The 18,064-nt window shown below is 69.7% G+C and carries 17 protein-coding genes and 1 riboswitch; of the genes, 12 read left to right on the top strand and 5 right to left on the bottom strand.

The genetic code is table 11. The features are described from left to right. From VNT50_RS07140 to VNT50_RS07120, 5 genes are all read left to right on the top strand, one after another. Nucleotides 1-609: enoyl-CoA hydratase/isomerase family protein (locus tag VNT50_RS07140; protein ID WP_325484415.1), on the top strand; the 609-nt coding region annotated here is incomplete at its 5' end. 152 nt (nucleotides 610-761) lie between these two features. After that, entirely contained in the window at nucleotides 762-1,691 is a 930-nt protein-coding gene (locus tag VNT50_RS07135) for a DnaJ domain-containing protein (RefSeq protein WP_325484414.1), read from the top strand. A 122-nt stretch (nucleotides 1,692-1,813) separates the two neighbouring features. Beyond that, nucleotides 1,814-3,541, top strand: coding sequence for an ABC transporter ATP-binding protein (locus tag VNT50_RS07130; protein ID WP_325484413.1), 1,728 nt, complete (start codon nucleotides 1,814-1,816; stop codon nucleotides 3,539-3,541). Further along, nucleotides 3,538-5,598 carry an ABC transporter ATP-binding protein gene (locus VNT50_RS07125; RefSeq protein ID WP_325484412.1) on the top strand — a complete coding sequence of 687 codons (2,061 nt, stop codon included), beginning with the start codon at nucleotides 3,538-3,540 and terminating at the stop codon, nucleotides 5,596-5,598. Before VNT50_RS07130 ends, VNT50_RS07125 begins: the two co-directional genes overlap by 4 nt. 48 nt (nucleotides 5,599-5,646) lie before the next feature. Next, the gene (locus VNT50_RS07120) at nucleotides 5,647-6,024 is read left to right on the top strand and encodes an SHOCT domain-containing protein (RefSeq protein ID WP_325484411.1); all 378 of its coding nucleotides are present in this window, start codon (nucleotides 5,647-5,649) and stop codon (nucleotides 6,022-6,024) included. Between the two features lie 19 nt (nucleotides 6,025-6,043). Here the strand turns inward: VNT50_RS07120 and VNT50_RS07115 are convergent, their stop codons facing one another. Both VNT50_RS07115 and VNT50_RS07110 read right to left on the bottom strand, forming a co-directional pair. Next, entirely contained in the window at nucleotides 6,044-6,427 is a 384-nt protein-coding gene (locus tag VNT50_RS07115; protein ID WP_325484410.1) for an SHOCT domain-containing protein, read from the bottom strand. 9 nt (nucleotides 6,428-6,436) lie between these two features. Further along, on the bottom strand, nucleotides 6,437-6,865 hold the full coding sequence (locus VNT50_RS07110) for a DUF6325 family protein (protein WP_325484409.1): 429 nt from the start codon (nucleotides 6,863-6,865) through the stop codon (nucleotides 6,437-6,439). A gap of 181 nt (nucleotides 6,866-7,046) precedes the next feature. Here VNT50_RS07110 and VNT50_RS07105 point away from each other — a divergent pair, with 181 nt between their 5' ends. After that, nucleotides 7,047-7,670, top strand: coding sequence for a hypothetical protein (locus VNT50_RS07105; RefSeq protein ID WP_325484408.1), 624 nt, complete (start codon nucleotides 7,047-7,049; stop codon nucleotides 7,668-7,670). Nucleotide 7,671: 1 nt separating this feature from the next. Here the strand turns inward: VNT50_RS07105 and VNT50_RS07100 are convergent, their stop codons facing one another. After that, nucleotides 7,672-9,129 carry a DUF2252 domain-containing protein gene (locus tag VNT50_RS07100; protein ID WP_325484407.1) on the bottom strand — a complete coding sequence of 486 codons (1,458 nt, stop codon included), beginning with the start codon at nucleotides 9,127-9,129 and terminating at the stop codon, nucleotides 7,672-7,674. Between the two features lie 127 nt (nucleotides 9,130-9,256). Between VNT50_RS07100 and VNT50_RS07095 the strand changes: the two genes are divergently transcribed. Both VNT50_RS07095 and VNT50_RS07090 read left to right on the top strand, forming a co-directional pair. Next, on the top strand, nucleotides 9,257-9,940 hold the full coding sequence (locus VNT50_RS07095; protein WP_325484406.1) for a hypothetical protein: 684 nt from the start codon (nucleotides 9,257-9,259) through the stop codon (nucleotides 9,938-9,940). Beyond that, nucleotides 9,937-11,409: a hypothetical protein gene (locus VNT50_RS07090; protein WP_325484405.1), complete on the top strand. Its 1,473-nt coding sequence runs from the start codon at nucleotides 9,937-9,939 to the stop codon at nucleotides 11,407-11,409. Before VNT50_RS07095 ends, VNT50_RS07090 begins: the two co-directional genes overlap by 4 nt. On the opposite strand, the gene VNT50_RS07085 is transcribed toward VNT50_RS07090, so the two are convergent. After that, nucleotides 11,314-12,708, bottom strand: coding sequence for a D-alanyl-D-alanine carboxypeptidase family protein (locus tag VNT50_RS07085; protein ID WP_325484404.1), 1,395 nt, complete (start codon nucleotides 12,706-12,708; stop codon nucleotides 11,314-11,316). The genes VNT50_RS07090 and VNT50_RS07085 overlap by 96 nt on opposite strands. A gap of 36 nt (nucleotides 12,709-12,744) precedes the next feature. Next, nucleotides 12,745-12,853: riboswitch (TPP riboswitch) on the top strand. Here VNT50_RS07085 and VNT50_RS07080 point away from each other — a divergent pair. The 3 genes from VNT50_RS07080 to VNT50_RS07070 all read left to right on the top strand — a co-directional run bounded on the left by VNT50_RS07080 (nucleotide 12,847) and on the right by VNT50_RS07070 (nucleotide 15,738). After that, nucleotides 12,847-13,485 (top strand): ECF transporter S component, encoded by a 639-nt coding sequence (locus tag VNT50_RS07080; RefSeq protein ID WP_325484403.1) that lies wholly within the window; start codon nucleotides 12,847-12,849, stop codon nucleotides 13,483-13,485. It overlaps the preceding riboswitch by 7 nt. Nucleotides 13,486-13,492: 7 nt before the next feature. Continuing rightward, nucleotides 13,493-14,944, top strand: coding sequence for an ABC transporter ATP-binding protein (locus VNT50_RS07075; protein WP_325484402.1), 1,452 nt, complete (start codon nucleotides 13,493-13,495; stop codon nucleotides 14,942-14,944). Further along, nucleotides 14,941-15,738, top strand: coding sequence for an energy-coupling factor transporter transmembrane component T family protein (locus VNT50_RS07070; protein WP_325484401.1), 798 nt, complete (start codon nucleotides 14,941-14,943; stop codon nucleotides 15,736-15,738). The genes VNT50_RS07075 and VNT50_RS07070 overlap by 4 nt, the downstream gene beginning before the upstream one ends. 58 nt (nucleotides 15,739-15,796) lie before the next feature. On the opposite strand, the gene VNT50_RS07065 is transcribed toward VNT50_RS07070, so the two are convergent. After that, nucleotides 15,797-17,104: a D-alanyl-D-alanine carboxypeptidase family protein gene (locus tag VNT50_RS07065; RefSeq protein WP_325484400.1), complete on the bottom strand. Its 1,308-nt coding sequence runs from the start codon at nucleotides 17,102-17,104 to the stop codon at nucleotides 15,797-15,799. Nucleotides 17,105-17,449: 345 nt separating this feature from the next. On the opposite strand from VNT50_RS07065, the gene VNT50_RS07060 reads away from it, so the two are divergent. Continuing rightward, nucleotides 17,450-17,800 (top strand): nuclear transport factor 2 family protein, encoded by a 351-nt coding sequence (locus VNT50_RS07060; protein ID WP_325484399.1) that lies wholly within the window; start codon nucleotides 17,450-17,452, stop codon nucleotides 17,798-17,800. Nucleotides 17,801-18,064 lie beyond the last annotated feature (264 nt).

Below are 18,064 nucleotides of genomic sequence, written 5' to 3'. Positions count from 1 at the left end.
GGCACGTGGCTGCTCGCGCACGCCCCCGGCCGGCTGGGCGAGTACCTGGGCCTGACCGGCGCGTCGATGACGGCATCCGACGCGATCTACGCCCGCTTCGCCGACCACTTCGTCCCCTCCGACCGGCTTCCCTCCCTCGCCGAAGCGCTCGAGACGAGGGCCGACCCCGCCAGCCCGACCGAACTCGTGCTCCTGTTCGACGAGTCCGTCGAGCCGGGGCCCCTCGAGGCGGCGCGCGAGTGGATCGACGACGCGTTCTCGGCCGACACCGTGTCGGGCATCATCGAACGGCTGCGCCGACGCGATGAGGATGCCGCCTCCGCTGCCGCCGACACGCTCGAGCAGCTCTCGCCCACCGCGCTCGCGGTGACGCTCGCCGCCGTCCGCGCGGCGCGCGAGCTTCCCGACCTCCGCGCCGCACTCGCGCAGGAGTACGCGCTCGTGATGTGGTCCGCGACCACCCAGCACGACCTCCGCGAGGGCATCCGCGCGCAGCTCGTGGACAAGGACCGCAACCCGAAATGGAACCCCGGCACCCTCGCCGAGGTCCCCGCGGAACGCGCCGACGAAGCGCTCCGGCACAGCCCGCGCATCCCGCTCTGGTCGTGACCGCGGCCGAGGAGCGCGGGCCGAGGAGCGCGGGCCGTAGGTCGACACGGCGAGCCGCCCCGCTGAGCCGGCGCTGAGCCTTCGCATGATCCGCGACCGGTAACCTGTAAGCCGCTCAGGGCGGCCACGCTCGTATCGGCAGGGGAGGCGCGGTGTTCGACAGTCCCCTCTCCGCGTCTGCCTACCAGGTGCTCGGCGTCGAACCGGACGTCGACGTGGAGGCGCTGCGCAAGGCGTACCGACTGCGCCTGCGCCAGACGCACCCCGACACGGGCGGCGACTCGGCCGTCTTCATCAGCGTGCAGCGCGCGTGGGAACTCGTGGGAACCGCCGAGGCCCGCGCCGCCTACGACCGCGGGCACGGCTTCGGCGCGACGCCGCCGCCGGCCGACTGGTCGGGGTGGAAGCCGCCGGCCCGCCCGGCCGACACCCGGCCGAAGGCACGCTCGCACGGCCAGCCGGGCGGCTGGCGCCGTGAGCGCTACCTCGAGCTCATGCGCGAGTGGGTCGGCCGGGGTGTCCCCCTCCCCGACCCGTATGACCCCGCCCTGGTGCGCTCGGCGCCGCGCGAACTGCGTCGGATGCTGGCCGATGCGCTCGCCGAAGAGGCCACCGCCCGCGTGGTCTCCGACCTCGGCATGGGTTTCACGGTGTGGCACGACGTGGCGGCCGCGGGCCGCGGCGGCGGGAACGACGACAAGCTCGACCACATCGTGCTGAGCCCGTCGGGTCTGTACGCCGTGCTCTCCGAGGATTTCGGGGGAGCGGTCAGTGTCCGCCGCGGCGAGCTCACGGGTGCTGGCGTCTCGGGCGCTCCCGTCGCCGATCTGCTCGGCCGCGTGCGGGTGGTCGCGCGCGCGGCCGGCGTGCGCTTCGGCGGCGCGATCGTCGTGCTCCCGGATGACGATCTCGGCCAGGCGGTGATCCAGCTCGGCCGCGTGCGAGGCATCCCCGTCGTGGCCGTCGCGCGCGGCGCCCTCGCCAACGTGCTCCGTCAGGGCGTACCCGGCGCCCGTGCCGTCGGCGGGAATGAGATCTTCGACATCCGCACTCGCCTGCAGCAAGCCGTCCGCTTCGTCTGACCCGTCGCCGTTCCGCCCTGAGCGGACGAAACCGCCGATCGCGTGAGAGTGTCGGCGGTCCGTGGCACGCTGAAGTGTCGGCGTCGTCCGCGCTCCCCATCTCGCCATCGCTTGGAGAACCTGTGCTCGGCAAACTCCTCCTTCGGTATCTGAAGCAGTACCGCTGGCTCCTGCTCGGCGTGCTGGTCTTCCAGTTCATCTCGGCGATCGCGTCGCTGTACCTCCCCAGGCTTAACGCCGACATCATCGACAACGGCGTCGCCCAGGGCGACACGGCCTACATCTGGTCGACCGGTATGACGATGCTCGCGATCTCGCTCGGGCAGATCACGGCGTCGATCATCGCCACCTATTTCGCCGCCCGCGCCGCGATGGCCGCCGGCCGAGACATCCGGCGTGACGTCTATGCGAAGGTCAGCGGCTTCTCCGAGCGCGAGGTGTCGAAGTTCGGCCCCGGCTCACTCATCACCCGCAACACGAACGACGTGCAGCAGGTGCAGATGCTCGCGATGATGGCCGCCACGATGCTCGTGATGGCTCCCATGCTGGCGATCGGCGGCGTGATCATGGCGCTGCAGCAGGATGTCGGGCTCAGCTGGCTGATCGCGGTGTCGGTGCCGCTCCTGCTCCTGTTCGTGCTCCTCATCATCAGTCGCATGGTCCCGCTGTTCCGCGCCTTCCAGGAGAAGCTCGACGCCGTGAACCGGGTGATGCGCGAGCAGCTCACGGGTGTGCGCGTCGTGCGCGCCTTCGTCCGCGAACGCATCGAGGAAGAGCGCTTCGCTGTCGCGAACACCGACATCATGGTCGTCGGACGCAAGGTCGGCTCGCTCTTCGTGCTGCTGTTCCCGGTGGCCATGCTCGTGCTCAACGTGACGGTGGTGGGCGTCGTCTGGTTCGGCGGCATTCAGGTGGATGCCGGCACGGTCGAGATCGGGACGCTCTTCGCCTTCATGCAGTACGTCGGTCAGATCCTGATGGGCGTGCTGATGGCGAGCTTCATGACGATCATGATTCCGCGCGCCGCCGTGTCTGCGGAGCGCATCGGCGAAGTGCTCGCCAGCGAATCCACGCTCACCCGCGCCGAGAACCCCGTGGCGGACTTCCCCGCGGCCGGCACTCTCGCCTTCGAGGGCGTCGAGTTCACCTATCCCGGCGCCGAGTCGCCGGTGCTGCACGGGATCACATTCGAGGCGAAGCGGGGCGAGACCGTCGCCATCGTCGGTTCCACGGGCTCGGGAAAGACGACCCTCGTCTCCCTCATCCCGCGACTGTTCGATGTCACGGGCGGATCCGTGAGCGTCGGCGGCGTCGACGTGCGCGAGGCCGACCTCGATCGGCTGTGGACGGGCATCGGGCTCGTGCCGCAGCGCCCGTTCCTGTTCACCGGCACCGTCGCATCGAACCTGCGCTTCGGGCGCGAGGAGGCCACCGACGACGAGCTCTGGGAGGCGCTCGAGATCGCCCAGGGCAAGGACTTCGTCGAGGAGATGGAGGGCCGGCTCGACGCCCGCATCGCGCAGGGCGGCACCAACGTGTCCGGTGGTCAGCGCCAGCGCCTCGCGATCGCCCGGGCGATCGTGCATCAGCCCGACATCCTGGTCTTCGACGACTCGTTCTCCGCCCTCGACCTGTCCACCGACGCGCGGTTGAGGCAGGCGCTGTGGCGCGAGCTGCCGGACGTCACGAAGATCGTCGTCGCCCAACGCGTCTCGACCATCACCGACGCCGACCGCATCGTCGTGCTCGAGGACGGGCAGATGGTGGGGATCGGAACACACGAGGAGCTCTTGGAGACGAGCACGACCTATAGAGAGATCGTCGAGTCGCAGCTGGGGGTGGAGGCATGACCACTCCCGACACCCTCACCGAGGAGGAACGCCTCGAACTCGAGCTCGCCGAGCAGGCGAGACTGAACTCCGGCGACTGGGACAGCGTGAAGCCCGGCAAGGCCGCCGACTTCGGAAAGAGCTTCGGGCGCCTCGTCGGGCTGCTGAAGCCGCACGCCCTCGCGTTCACGCTGGTCTCGATCCTCGGCGCGATCGGGGTGGTGCTGGCGGTCATCGCGCCGAAGTTCCTCGGCGAGGCGACGAACATCATCTTCGAAGGCGTGCTCTCGACGACGCTCGGCCAGCAGTTCCCCGCGGGAACCCCGCAGGATGTCGTGGTCGCCGCCCTGCGCGATTCGGGCCAGGCCGACGCGGCGAACATGGTCGCCGCCATGAACGACTTCGTCGTCGGTGCCGGCGTCGACTTCGACGCGCTTCGCATCGTGATCGTCGCGGTGCTCGCGATCTACGTGGTCTCTTCGTTCCTCAGCTGGATCCAGGGCTACGTCATCAACATCATCATGGTGCGCACGATGTGGCGCCTGCGCGAGTCCGTCGAGACGAAGATCAATCGCCTCCCCCTGTCGCACTTCGACAAGGTGCAGCGCGGTGAGCTGATCTCGCGCGTGACCAACGACATCGACAACATCACCCAGACCATGCAGCAGTCGCTGTCGAGCGTGCTGACATCGGTGCTCACCGTCATCGGCGTGATGTTCATGATGTTCTCGATCTCGTGGCAGCTCGCCCTCGTCACCCTCGTATCGCTGCCGCTCATGGCCGTCATCTTCGGGGTCATCGGCCCGCGCTCGCAAAAGGCCTTCGGCACGCAGTGGCGCAAGGTCGGCCGTCTGAACGCGCGTGTGGAGGAGTCGTTCTCCGGGCACGCCCTCATGAAGGTCTACGGCCGCGAGGCCGACTCGGCCGCGAAATTCCAGGTCGAGAACGAAGAGCTGTACGAAGCCAGCTTCAAGGCGCAGTTCCTCTCCGGCATCATCATGCCCGGCATGATGTTCGTCGGTAACCTCACCTATGTCGGCATCGCCGTCCTCGGCGGTCTCATGGTCGCCGGCGGCCAGCTCCGCCTCGGCGATGTGCAGGCGTTCATCCAGTACTCGCAGCAGTTCACTCAGCCGCTCTCGCAGCTGGGTGGGATGGCTGCCGTCATCCAGTCGGGCACGGCTTCGGCCGAGCGCGTCTTCGAGCTGCTCGACGCCGACGAGCAGGAGCCGGACTCGGAGGACGCACCGGCGCCCGTCGACGGCGAGGGTGTCATCGAGTTCCAGAACGTGCGCTTCTCCTACACGCCGGAACGCCCGCTGATCAGCGACCTGTCGTTCCGGGTGGAGCCAGGTCAGACGGTTGCGATCGTCGGGCCGACGGGCGCGGGCAAGACGACCCTCGTCAACCTGATCATGCGCTTCTACGAGCTCGATGGCGGTCGCATCCTGCTCGATGGGCAAGACATCGCGGAGCTCACCCGCGACGACGTCCGCTCGCGCACCGGCATGGTGCTGCAGGACCCCTGGCTCTTCGCCGGCACCATCAGGGAGAACATCCGCTACGGTCGCGAGTCGGCGACCGACGAAGAGGTCGTCGAGGCCGCGAAGGCGACGCGCGTCGACCGCTTCGTGCACTCCCTCCCCGAGGGCTACGACACCGTCCTCGACGAGGAAGCCTCCAACGTCTCGGCGGGCGAGAAGCAGCTCATCACGATCGCCCGCGCGTTCGTCGCCGGGCCCTCGGTGCTCATCCTCGATGAGGCCACCTCGTCGGTGGACACCCGCACGGAGCTTCTGCTGCAGCACGCCATGGCGGCCCTCCGCACAGGCCGCACGTCGTTCGTGATCGCGCACCGCCTCTCGACGATCCGCGATGCCGACCTCATCCTCGTGATGGAGCACGGCGACATCGTCGAGAAGGGCTCGCACGACGAGCTCATCAAGGCCCAAGGCGCGTACTGGCGGCTCTACCAGTCGCAGTTCGAGCACGCGGCGACCGACCTCGATGCACAGGCGGCCCGCACCGAGGATGACGTCGTCGACGCCACCGAAACGGCGGGGGCCTCCCCCTCCTGACCGGCAGGGAGTAGATTCGACGCGCACCGACGCGCGGAAGGGGCCGACATGGGCTTCTGGGACTGGTTCGCCTGGATGTTCTGGGCGTTCATCTACATCTCGTTCATCTTCGTCGTGGTCTTCATCATCTTCGACGTGTTCGCCGACCACGCCTTGAACGGCTGGGGCAAGGCCGGCTGGGTCATCCTGATCTGCTTCTTCCCCATCCTGGGCGCCCTGATCTACCTGATCGCCCGCGGCAAGAGCATGGCCGAGCGCCGCGCGCGCGGCGCGGAGCTCCCCCGCGAGGACGACGACTACCGGCCCAAGGTGTTCGCGAACCCCGCGGACGAGATCACGAAGGCGAAGGCCCTCGCCGATCAGGGGATCATCAGCCAGGGCGAATACGAGGCGATCAAGGCCAAGGCGCTCACCGCCACCGGCTGAGCTCGGAGGCCGATATGCGTCAGCCGAGCAGCTTCGCCTTCGCGGCGGCGAACTCGGCATCATCGAGGATGCCGGCATCCTTGAGCGCGGCGAGCTTCTGCAGCTCCGCCACGAGGTCGGCGCCCCCGGCGGCCGGCGCGGCCGGCGCGGGCGGCGCGGCATATTGTGCCGGCTGAGCCGGCGCGGGTGGTGGCGCGTACTGCGCCGCGGCCGCCTGCGCGGCGGCATCGATCTGCGCCTGCTGCTGCGCTGCCGCGTACTGGTCCTGGTCGTACTGCGCCTGCGCCTTGTCCTGCTGGCGTCGCTGCATGCCGCCGCTGACGGCGGTGGCGGTGCCCGCCACGACGGCGGTGCGTGCGGCGAGCCCGACGAGTCCCGGGCGTCCCATTCTGCGAAGGGGCATCTTCTTCTCCTAGTACTCTTCCGCGGCGTCGATGACCGCGTTGACGATAGGGGCGGGGATGCGCTCAGCGCGCAGCACGATTCCTCCGGACTCGGCGAACCGCGACACGAGCTGGCGCGCGAAGGCGAGTTCGAAGGCGATCAGCGCGGCGGAGGTGCCCGGCGGGATGAGATCGGCGAACTCGTCGATGTCCTCCCCGCCGGCAACGCCTTGTGCGTGGAACTCGACGCTCCCGAAGCCGTACTCGTCGGACTCGTCGACGACCTCGGTGACCGTCACTTCGCCGTCATCGCCCTTGGACACGATCACCAGGTCGAGCAGGCGGATCACGCCGCTCTCGACGAGGTCGGTCAGTGCGCTCACGACCCCGGGCGAGAGCCTGTCTCCCTCGAACCCGATCAGATAGAGCTCAACCGGCCCGAACCTGAATTCAGCCATCCTGCTTCCCTTCTTCTCCGGTGCTTCGCTTCTACCGTGGAGCGGACCGGGTGAACACGTCCCGCGCTGTCCTGTCTAGTTGCTGCTGCGCGCGATGTGAATGGCGGAACCGAGAAATCACCCAGATGGGGTGAGGCCCCGATGGGCACACGAGGGCGGCGGCGGCAATACCCTGGCCAGCATGGACGAATCCGCCCCGGCGCCGAAGCACAGCGAGATGCATGAGCTCGTCGCCGTCATCCTGCTCTCGCTCGTCGCGGTGCTCACCGCGTGGTGCGGATTCGAGTCGAGCAAATGGGGCGGCGACTCCTCGGTCGCGTTCAGCGCGGCGTCCGCCGCGCGCATCGAGGCCGCAGACCACGACGGCCAGGCGCGCGACGCGCGTGGCTTCGACCTCGCGGTCTACACGCAGTGGGTGCTTGCCCAGACCGGCGGCGACACAGCCCTCGCCGACTACATCGAGGAGCGCTTCTCGCCGGAGTTCGCGATCGCGTTCGATGCGTGGCAGGCCGACGGTGAGCAGGAGAGCGGACCGTTCAGGATGCCGGAGTACGTGCCGCCGGGAACGGAAGAAGCGGCGGAGGCCACCGCGCGCGCAGACGCGAGCACGAAGGACGCACTCGATTTCAACGAGAAGGGCGACAACTACTCGCTCATGACCGTGATGTTCGCGCTCGTGCTCTTCCTCGCGGCCATCGCCCAGCGGGGGATCTCGGTGCTGGCGACGCGCCTCGTGCTCGGGCTCGCCGGCGGTCTCGCACTGATCGGGCTGGTCGTGCTTCTGACCTTCCCCATCCGGCTCTGAGCTAGAGACCCTGCTGCGCCTCCAGGCGTCCCGAATCGATGGCCGCGATGAAGTCCCCGTAATCGGCGTCGTTCTGGTCGGCGTACGCGTCGGCGAAGTCGGCGATCGACTCCTCGAAGGTCGTGGACTTGCCGAGGTAGGCGGCGAGCGCCACGCGGTCGCCCGATCTGGCGTGCGCGCGTGCGAGGGTCTCGCCGCAGATCCGCGCGTAGAGCAGCGTGCCGCGGGGGATCATGATCTCGGGATCCAGGGAGCCCTTCCAGTCGTGCAGCTGGCGCACGTAGAAGTCGCGCTCGATGCCGCCTTCGCCCTTGACACGCTGCCACCCCAGGAAGATGTCGCTGGAGGCCTGCATCACGCGCTGGCCGCGCACGACGCGCTCGCCGCTGTTCGCGTACTCGCTCGGCCCGAGGAAGCGCTCGAGCACGGACTGCTGCGCCTCCTTGGCCTGGAGGAACAGGGGGTCGGCGTCGTCGCGACCCTTGAGCAGCACGATCCATGCGCGGGTGCCGACACTGCCGACGCCGACCACCTTGCGGGCCATGTGCACGTACGCGTACTCGGCGAACGGATGGCGTTCGGACGGCAGGGTGTGCTGGTACGAAGCCAGGATGTCGCGCATCGCCGCCTCCGTCTCCTCGACGCTCTGCTCGCCCACGAGGTCTTCGACGCGCACGATCAGGGGAGGCTCCGAGATGATCCGCATCCGCCCTCCCTCGGTGGTGACGAGCTTCGCGAACGCCCTCGAGCGATCCTTCGTGAGGGCCTTCGCGACGATCGAGTCGAATCCCTTGACCTGGCGTCTGCCGGCGGCGCCTGCATCTCTCGCTTCGCGCAGCGATGCCTGCACCTGTTCGGCGTCGAGGGAGTCGTACCAGGCATCGAGCACCGACTGCTTTGCGGAGTCGAGCATCCGCTGCCGGTACGCGCGACCGGCCTCCAGCAGAATCCCCCGGCGTTCCTCGTCGGTGAAGCCGCGATGGCGGCCGGCGATCTCGAAGCTCGCGACGAGGCGCTTGACGTCCCACTCGAACGGTCCGGGGTGGGTCTCGTCGAAGTCGTTGATGTCGAACACGAGACGGCGCTCGGGCGAGCCGAAGAGGCCGAAGTTCGACAGGTGCGCGTCTCCGCACAGCTGTACGTCGAGACCGCTGCTCGGCGTCGTCGCCAGATCGGCCGCCATCAGCAGCGCGGCGCCCCGGTAGAAGGTGAACGGCGAGACCATCATGCGGCCGTGCCGCACCGGCACGAGCTCGGGAACCCGCGTCGTGGCCTGCTCCTCGAGAAGGGAGACCGGGTCGGTTCGGTCAGCGCTCGGCGACCATGCCGCGTGACTCGAACGGGGGCTTCGCACCCGCGCCGCTCGCCCGTATGCTCGCCGCCCCGCGAAGTCCGAGGGAGCGGGCGCCTTCAGATCGGCATCCGCGCCCTGTTCGGTATCTGCACCCTGTTCGGTCATGAGATTCTCCTCACCGCGATGTGATCGGCTCCGACGGCACGAGCTGGGCCACAGTCTGTCACTCGTCGGGTGCGCAGAATACTGTCAGTCCCAGGACGCTCGCACGTCATAGAGAAGGGATGATTCCGTGACGGAACCGGCCGCTGCACCCGCACGCAGATCCCTGAACTCTCCCCGGGCGGCGGCCGCGGCGGGGGTGCTGTTCGCCGTGCTGTTCACCACGTCTCTCGTTCTGATCCGGTCGACCCTGCCCGAGCGCCTCACGGGCAGCACCGACTGGCTCGACGAGTCGGCGGCCGCACGACTCAACGTCGGACTGTCGCTCATCCCGTTCGCCGGGATCGCCTTCCTGTGGTTCATGGGTGTCGTACGCGATCGTTTCAAGGACAGGGAGGACCAGCTGTTCTCCTCGGTGTTCATCGGCAGCGGGCTCCTCTTCCTCGCGATGATCTTCGTCTCGGCGGCGCTCGCCGGCGGCATCGTGGCCTCGATGGAGGTCATCACCGACGAGCGGAGTCGGGCGGAGGTCTCGACCTTCGGCCGCGCCGTGATGCTGCAGGTGAGCAACATCTACGCCTTGCGCATGGCCGGCGTCCTGCTCATCTCTCTCGCCACGATGTGGCTGCGCACCGGCGTGATGCCCCGATGGCTCGCGTTCGGAACGTATGGCGTGGCGATCGTGCTGCTCTTCGTCACGACCGTGAACCTGTGGGCGTCGCTCATCTTCCCGGTGTGGGTGCTCGGCGTCAGCATCCTGATTCTCGTATCGAACTACCGGCGCGGGCCTGCGAGGGCCACTATGGGCTCATGAGTGCCACACCTGTCCCCGCACCGACGGATGACGCCGAGGCGCTGCGGGCCCGCATCGCCGCGCTCGAGGCCGAGAACGAGCGCCTCGCGTCACTCGCCGAGACCGCCCCGATCGAGCCGCTGGTCGCGGAGGAGCCCGCTCGCCGGCGACGAAACGGATGGCGCGCGTTCGTGTCGGCCCTCTGCATCGTGATCGCGTCGATCCTCGTGCCCGTCTCGGTTGTGGCCGCATGGGCTCGCGCCGAGCTCGTGAACCCCGATCAGTTCGTCGCGACCTTCGGCCCCCTGGTCGATGACCCCGATGTGCAGGCGCTGGTCATCGACGAGGTGACGACGGCGGTGAACGAGCAGGTCGACATCGCGGGCATCACGAACGACCTCTTCGACGGCATCTCCGAACTCGACCTCCCGCCGCGGGCCCTCGTCGCCATCGACCTCCTCCGCGCCCCCGCCATCCAGGGGGTCGAGGGACTCATCGACCAGACCGTCACCCGGGTCGTGGAGTCGGATCAGTTCGCCGATGTATGGGATGGGGCGCTCCGCGCGAGCCATCGCGCGCTCGTCGCCGCCGCGACCGGGGGCGAGTCCGGAGCGATCGTCATCGACGATCAGGGAGTCATCGGCATCCAGCTCGGGCCCATCGTCGAGGAGGTCAAGCAGCGGCTCATCGACCGCGGTGTGGGCTTCGCGTCGGCCATTCCAGAGGTCGACCGCACGATCGTCATCGCCCAGAGCGACGCTCTGGCCACCGTTCGCGTCGTCTACGGCCTCGCGGTCACGGTCGGGTGGTGGCTTCCCGTCATCGCCCTCATCCTGTTCGTGGCCGGCATCCTGTTCGCCCGGCGGAAGTCCACGGCCGTCCTCGGTGCGGGGATCGGCCTGGCGGTCGGCGCGGCGACCCTCGCGATAGGACTCGCGATCGGGGGCACGGTCATCGGCGTGAGCGCGGCAAGCCTCGGCCTGCCGAGCGATGCGCTCGCCGTGGTCTATGAGCAGGTCATCGGCGCGATGAAGCAGACGGCGGTGGTCGGAGTGGTCCTCGGCATCGTGATCGCCGTCTTCGCGTGGGTGCAGGGTCGCTGGGCGGGCGCCGTGGCCACCCGTGGTGCGATCGGCGGGGTGAACGACTCGATCCGCGGGGCGCTCGCCGGCCGGGGTGTCGACACGGGCGGATTCGGTGCCTGGATGGACCGCCAGCGGGTGCTCGTGCGGATCGTCATCGGGGTGCTCGCCATCATCTGGCTGTGGCTGCTGAGGCCGCTGGGCGTCGGTGAGATCTTCCTCGTCCTGATCGTCGCACTGATCGTGTGGTGGCTGTGCGAACTCGTCCGCCGGCCGTCCGCCGATGCGGTCGTGATCGTCGTCGCCGACGAATCAGTCGATGCCGAAGAGGTCGAGCGGGTGGGTGAGACGCCACCAGGCGGTGGGGCCTTCGATGTCGTCGACGAGGGCGAGAGCCGTCGAGTCTGAATCGAGCGGTCCCGACACCGAGAGCGTGCCGACCTCGTCGCCCTCCTCCCGCGCATCGCCGAGGGAGAAGTCCGTCGTCGTCGTGCCGACACCGCCGTTCCAGAGCACGACACCGGCATCGGCGGTGGTCTGGATGTCGACATCCGACCCCCACACCGTCGTGACGCTGCCGACGACGGTGCCGCTCGGCACAGACGGGAACGGCTGCAGCGACGCCTCGAGCGCGGAGTACAGCGCGCGCGAAGCCGCGAGCCGCGCCTCGTCGTCGGGCTGGCTCAGCACCGAGGCGTAGAGGCGCACCGGCGTCTCGCCGATCAGCACGTTCTTGGCCGACAGCAGGCCCCAGTCCTCCTCGAGCGAACCCGTCTTGATGCCGATGACGCCGGGGTCTGCGAGCAGCCCGTTGGTGTTCGGCACGAGCCCCGCGCCGGGAAGCTCCGTAGAGGACTTCGCGACGATCTCGGCGATGACCGGATGCGCCATCGCGAGCCGCGCGAGGGGAATGAGCGACTCGGGGCTTGCGGTGTTGCGGGGGTCGATGCCTGTCGGGTCGGCGATCGTCACGCCGGGAACCCCGTGCAGGCGCAGCCAATCGTTGGCGGCCTTCGCGAAGACGGCGTCGGAGGGCCAGATGCCCGCCGCGAGGCGGTCGGCGTAGTTGTTGGCCGAGCCGATGAGCATGCCCTCGAGCAGCTGGTATTCGGTCAGCACACCGCCGACGGGAACTTCGAGCGCCGACTCGTCGTCGCTGCGGTACTGCCAGTACGCGGTCATGTCGGCCCTGGTGAATCGGTAGTCAGGGCCCGGGTCCCCCACCGCGAGCGGCATCTCTTCGAGAACGAGCAGCGCAGTCACGACCTTCGTGATGCTCGCGATCGGCGCGGCAGCCGCGGTCGATGAGAGCGGGGCGCCCATGCCGGCGACGCTCACGGAGGCCGAGCCCTCGGCCGGCCACGGAGCCGCGAACGCCGGTGCGGCGACGGGCTGGACCGTCATCGCCTCCACGACGGGGGGCACGGCGTGCAACGGCCAGAGCAGGGTGGTCGCCGCGTACGCGCTCGCGAGCGCGCACACGAGCGCGGCGGGCAGCACGACGCCCGGGCGCCACAGGGAGCGGCGGGGTGCGTCGACGAGCAGGTCGGGCTCGGAAGCGACGAGCGTGTACGGCGCCGCGCCGAGGCTGAAACCGCCCGGAGTCGTGGCCTGCGCGACGTCTGTGGCGCGCACCCACGCGAGCGCGCGCGAGTGCGGCGGGGCCGCGACGGGGGCCGCGACATCCGGGGCGGCGTCGATGGTCACTCGCCTAAGGTACAACCGTGACGGGGGTATACTCGACGCGAACACACGGGAGTCCGGTGAGCCGGGCTGAGAGGAAGCGATCCACGCTTCGACCGTCGAACCTGATCTGGATCATGCCAGCGCAGGGAGGAGCCTCAAATGCACACGTCTACGTCCGTTTCGCCGTCCCCGACGAAGGCCCGCGGATTCGCCGCGATCAACTGGCGCTGGAGGGTTGTCGACATCGTCGTCGCCAGCGTCATCGGTGTCGCGTCGTCGCTGGTCTTCATGCTCTGGAACATCGGCTACGAGGCGCCGTCCACGGCGCTGACGCCGCTGCTTCCCGGGCTGCAGGGCCTGGTCGCCGGGCCGTGGCTCTTCGCCGGCGTGCTCGGCGGGCTCATCATCCGCAAGCCCGGAGCTGCGCTCTACACGGAGGTCGTCGCGGCCGTCATCTCGGCCCTGATGGGCAACCAGTGGGGTCCGCTCACGATCGTGTCGGGCCTCGTGCAGGGCCTCGGCGCCGAGCTGGTCTTCCTGCTCTTCCTGTACGCCAACTGGCGGCTGGCCGTCGCGATGCTCGCCGGCGCGGGCGCCGGGCTGGCGTGCGGCATCAACGACAGCATCCTCTGGTACGCCGGCGCCGACACCGCGTTCACCGCGATCTACATCGTGAGCACCACGATCTCCGGCGCGGTCATCGCCGGCCTCGGGTCGTGGCTCATCGCGCGTGCCCTCGCGGCCACGGGGGCCCTCAACCGCTTCGCCTCCGGCCGCGAGGTGTCGCGGCGCGTCTGATGCTTCGATGGTGACCGGTCGCCCCGCGGCCGTCGAGGCGCGGGGATGGGCGTGGCGGCACGCGACCCGCCTGAAGTGGGCGCTCTCGGCGGTCTCGCTCCACATCGAGCCGGGGGAGCGGGTGCTGCTGCTCGGTGCGTCCGGATCGGGCAAATCGACCCTCCTGCACGGATTCGCCGGCGTGCTCGGCGGCGACGACGAGGGCGAGAGCCACGGCGAGCTGCTGATCGACGGGATGCCGGCGGCCCGGGCGCGCGGCCGGGCCGGCCTGGTGCTGCAGGACCCCGACAGCCAGGCGATCCTGGCGCGGGTGGGCGACGATGTCGCCTTCGGCGCCGAGAACCTCGGTGTCGCCCGCGACGAGATCTGGCGGCGGGTCAGGGAGGCCCTCGACGCGGTCGGGCTCGACATCCCCCTCGACGCGTCGACCACCGCGCTGTCGGGCGGGCAGAAGCAGCGGCTCGCGCTCGCGGGCGCGATCGCCATGCGGCCCGGCGTGCTGCTGCTCGACGAGCCCACGGCGAACCTGGACCCCGCCGGCGTGCTCGAGGTGCGCGACGCCGTCGGCAGGGTGCTGGAGCGGACCGGCGCGACGCTCGTCGTCGTCGAGCACAGGCTGAACGCGTGGCTGCCCCTCGTCGACCGGGTGATCGTTCTCGGCGACGGGGGGGTCATCGCCGACGGCACGCCGGAGGCGGTGCTCGGCGCGCACGGACCCGAGCTGGCCGCGTCGGGCGTCTGGGTTCCCGGCATCCCTCCGCGCCACCCGGCACCGCCCGTCGGGCCCGCGGGGTCGACGCTGCTGCACGCCCGCGACCTCGCGATCGCGAGGGTGCGCGGCCGGGCCGTCGCATCGGGCATCGACCTCGCGGTGCGAGCGGGCGAGGCCATCGGCATCACCGGACCCAACGGGGCGGGCAAGACGACGCTCGGGCTCACGCTCGCGGGGCTGCTGGTTCCCGCGGCGGGCCGCGTCGAGGCATCCGCCGAACTCGCCCGTGGGGCGAAGGGCGACCCGATCCGATGGTCATCGCGCGAGCTGCTCACCCGCATCGGCACGGTCATGCAAGACCCGGAGCACCAGCTGCTCACCACGACGGTGCGCGCCGAGTTGGAGGTCGGTCCCCGGGCACTGAGGCTGGGCGAGGCCGAGATCCGCGGGCGCGTCGACGACCTGCTCGAGCGCCTGCGTCTGAGTGCGCTCGCCGAGGCGAATCCCTACACGCTGTCGGGCGGGGAGAAGCGCCGGCTGACCGTCGCCGCCGCCCTCGCGACCCGCCCCGATGTCATCGTGCTCGACGAGCCGACGTTCGGGCAGGACGCCCGCACGTGGGCGGAGCTCGTCGCGATCATCGCGAGCGTGCGGGATGCCGGGGCCGCCGTCGTCGCCGTGACGCACGATCTCGACGTGCTCGAGGCGCTCCGCGCCCGGGAAGTGCGCATCGGGGGCCACGCGTGAGCGGGCGCGCCGGCACCGCCCCCGTGCGGCGCCGCGGGCCGATCGCCGGGGTGAACCCGGTCGCCAAGCTCGGCGCCGCCCTGCTCATCGCGATCCCGCTCGTTCTCACGATCGACTGGGTCTCGGCCGCCGTCGCGCTCGCCCTCGAATCCGTCCTGTTCCTGTTCTCCGGGCTGACGTGGCCGGAGTTCTGGCGGCGCACGTGGCCGGTCTGGCTCGCCGCACCGCTGACGGGCGTCACGATCGCGCTGTACGGCGCGCCCAGCGGAGAGGTCTACCTCGAGTGGTGGCTCGTGCGGGTGAGTGAGGGGTCGCTGTCGCTGGCTGTCGCGACGTTCTTCCGCGTGCTGGCGATCGCTCTCCCCGCGGTCGTGCTCTTCGTCACGGTCGACGCCACCGACCTCGCCGACGGGCTCGCCCAGATCGTGCACCTCCCGTCGCGCTTCGTGCTCGGGGCGCTCGCCGCGATGCGCCTCGCCGCGCTGCTCCGCGACGACTGGGCCGCGCTGGCGCTCGCCCGGCGGGCGCGCGGGGTGGCCGACGCGGGCCGGCTCCGGCGCATCCTCGGGATGGCCTTCGGGCTGTTCGTGCTGTCGATCCGGCGCGGATCGAAGCTCGCGACGTCGATGGAGGCGCGGGGGTTCGGGGGGCCGTCCGAACGCACGTGGGCGCGGGATTCACCCTTCGGCTGGCGCGAGTGGGCGCTGATGGGGGTCGGGCTCGCGATCTCGCTCACCGCCGTCGCGGCGGCCGTCGCCGCGGGCACCTGGAACCTGATCCTCGGGCCGAGGTAGTCCGTTCAGTGCGTGAGGGCGGTCATGCCGGGCGGGAGAGGCTCCGGCGACGACTCCGCTACGGCACGCCGAGTTCGGATGGGTGCGTGAGCCGCCACCACGCGGTCGGCGGGCGGATGCTGCCCTCCACCTCTACGTCGACCGTCGCCGTATTCGGCCCGGCGCTCCAGGTGATGCTTCCGGCCACCTCCCCGTCTTCATAGGTCTTAGGTGCCGTCGTCTCCATCGTCACCGCGACCGGGGTGTCCGACCAGGTGAAGATCGACGCGCTCTCGCCCACGATCATCTGGGCGGTAGAGCCCCAGGGGGTCGAGTACGAGCCGACTTCCTCGCCGCGCGTCGCCAGCGCCACCTCGTGAAAGCCGTTGCGGATGCTGTCCAACAGCGTGAGGACGGCGCTATCGACCGATTGGCGCGAGTATCCGCCGAGCACCACGCCGACGACGCTGAGCGGCTCTGCCGCTCCCACGTCGACGGACGCGGTGTACAGCATGCTGAAGCTGCCCTCGCCGAGGTTGCCCGTCTTGAGCCCAGTGATCCCACCGGTGCCCAGAAGGCCGTTGGTGTTGAACATCGCGCCGGGGCCTGGCAGTGAGAGCGAGGGGGTTGCCACGATCTGCGCGATCGCGGGGTGGGCCGCGGCGAGCTTTCCGACCGCCACGAGGTCGCTCGGTGTGCTCGTGTTGCGGGGGCTGATGCCGGTGGGTTCGACGATCGTGGTGCCCGTGAGACCGTGGGCAGCGAGCCAGCGGCGCGTCGCGCTGAGAAAGGCGCCTTGCGATCCGAACGCCCAGGTCGACACCGCCTCCGCGTAGTTGCTCGCCGAGGGGATGAGCACCGTCGCGAGGGCATCGCGTTGCGACATCGTGCTTCCGGTGGGCATCGCGGCGATCGTGGCGCCGAGCACGTAGTACTTGTCGTAGAGGTCGTGATCGGCTTTGTCGAAGGTGATGGTAGGCCCGGGGTCGTCGGCGCTCGCGAGCGGCTTCGCATCGAGGATGACGAGCGCCGTGATCAGCTTGGTGATGCTCGCGATGGGGCGCGGTTCGTCCGTCCCGCTGGTCGCCCAGATACCGCTCGCCTCGGCGCCGAGGTACCCGTCGGCGCCCGAGATGCTGATCGCCGAGGCGCCCTCCGTGGGAAGGGCGATGGGGGCCGCGGCCGGCGCCGAGACCTCCGGTGCCTGCCATGTCACGACCGGCGCGCTCAGCGGAGCGTTCAGAGCCCAGCCGACGTAGCCCCCGACCGCGGCGAGCACGACCGCGATCACGATCGCAACGACGAGCAAGACGCGGCGACGACGGGCGCGCCGAACCCTCGGATCGATCCCGGTGCGGCGATCCGGGAACTCTTGCTCGTGACGCATCAGCTCCGCGAAGTCGGATACTTCATCAGGAGAGTCGTGGTGCATCGTCATCGCGGGCCCCCGTCCGTAATGGTGAATCCCATCATGCATCACCACGGGTTGGGCCCTGGCACACCCGGACGCTCGGTACCGGGAACGCGAGCGTGGATCATGGACGGAGTGCGAACCGGGCTCGATGATGAGAAACGACGTTCCGGCCGAGACACGGGGCGCCGCCTTGTTTCCCGGACGGTTTGCCGTTTCTCAGGGAGTGCGCGGGGCGCGCGGCGGGGTCAGTAGCGCTGGTCGCGGGCGGGCCGGGGTGCGGTGCCGTCCGGGCCCTACAAGGTCTGGACGTTCGGCGCGGTGACCCTGGATGATCGGAGAATGGCAGACACGCCCTCTCCGATCTCTTCCTTCATTGACGCCACGAACGCTGGTGACTCCGCAGCGTTCGTCGCCGCCTTCACCGAGGATGGGTATCTCGACGACTGGGGCCGTATGGCGCGCGGCCACGACGGCATCCGGGAGTGGGATCGCACCGACAACATTGGCAAGCAGTCACGCTTCGAGCTCGTCGACATCGTGAAGGAGACCGAGCCCGAGACCTACCTCGTGCGCCTGAAGGTGACCGGGAACGGGTTCAACGGCACGAGCCCTTTCCGCTTCACGCTGCGCGGCGGCCTAATCGAGAGTGTCGTGATCGTTCCCGATTAGATCTCCGATGAACACGCATGAATAGGAGCGGGTGCCCTTACCCGCCATTGCAAGGGCACCCCGAGCGGTCACCAGACCGTCGTGCCAAGCTCGCGCTATGAGATTGTTCCGGCCGGTTGCGGGTGCGTTCCTCGTGCTGTCGCACTCGGCGGGGTGCGCAGCGGGCGATGCTTCGAACCGGACGTCGGCGAGTCCCGCACCCACGGTCGTGATCCCACGAGGAAACACGGAGAGCCCGGTCGGGCAGTGGGGCAGTTCGGAGCC

The organism is Microbacterium sp., from assembly GCF_035554235.1.
Taxonomy (GTDB): domain Bacteria; phylum Actinomycetota; class Actinomycetes; order Actinomycetales; family Microbacteriaceae; genus Microbacterium.
The sequence above is the reverse complement of the archived record's forward strand: the minus strand, read 5'-3'. Positions and strand labels throughout refer to the sequence as shown.

Excerpts from the sequence above, each read along its gene's own strand:
- VNT50_RS07125 (WP_325484412.1), top strand. The coding sequence starts at position 3,538 with ATGACCACTCCCGACACCCTCACCGAGGAGGAACGCCTCGAACTCGAG.
- VNT50_RS07120 (WP_325484411.1), top strand. The coding sequence starts at position 5,647 with ATGGGCTTCTGGGACTGGTTCGCCTGGATGTTCTGGGCGTTCATCTAC.
- VNT50_RS07115 (WP_325484410.1), bottom strand. The coding sequence starts at position 6,427 with ATGCCCCTTCGCAGAATGGGACGCCCGGGACTCGTCGGGCTCGCCGCA.
- VNT50_RS07110 (WP_325484409.1), bottom strand. The coding sequence starts at position 6,865 with ATGGCTGAATTCAGGTTCGGGCCGGTTGAGCTCTATCTGATCGGGTTC.
- VNT50_RS07105 (WP_325484408.1), top strand. The coding sequence starts at position 7,047 with ATGGACGAATCCGCCCCGGCGCCGAAGCACAGCGAGATGCATGAGCTC.
- VNT50_RS07100 (WP_325484407.1), bottom strand. The coding sequence starts at position 9,129 with ATGACCGAACAGGGTGCAGATACCGAACAGGGCGCGGATGCCGATCTG.
- VNT50_RS07090 (WP_325484405.1), top strand. The coding sequence starts at position 9,937 with ATGAGTGCCACACCTGTCCCCGCACCGACGGATGACGCCGAGGCGCTG.
- VNT50_RS07080 (WP_325484403.1), top strand. The coding sequence starts at position 12,847 with ATGCACACGTCTACGTCCGTTTCGCCGTCCCCGACGAAGGCCCGCGGA.
- VNT50_RS07075 (WP_325484402.1), top strand. The coding sequence starts at position 13,493 with ATGGTGACCGGTCGCCCCGCGGCCGTCGAGGCGCGGGGATGGGCGTGG.
- VNT50_RS07065 (WP_325484400.1), bottom strand. The coding sequence starts at position 17,104 with ATGCGTCACGAGCAAGAGTTCCCGGATCGCCGCACCGGGATCGATCCG.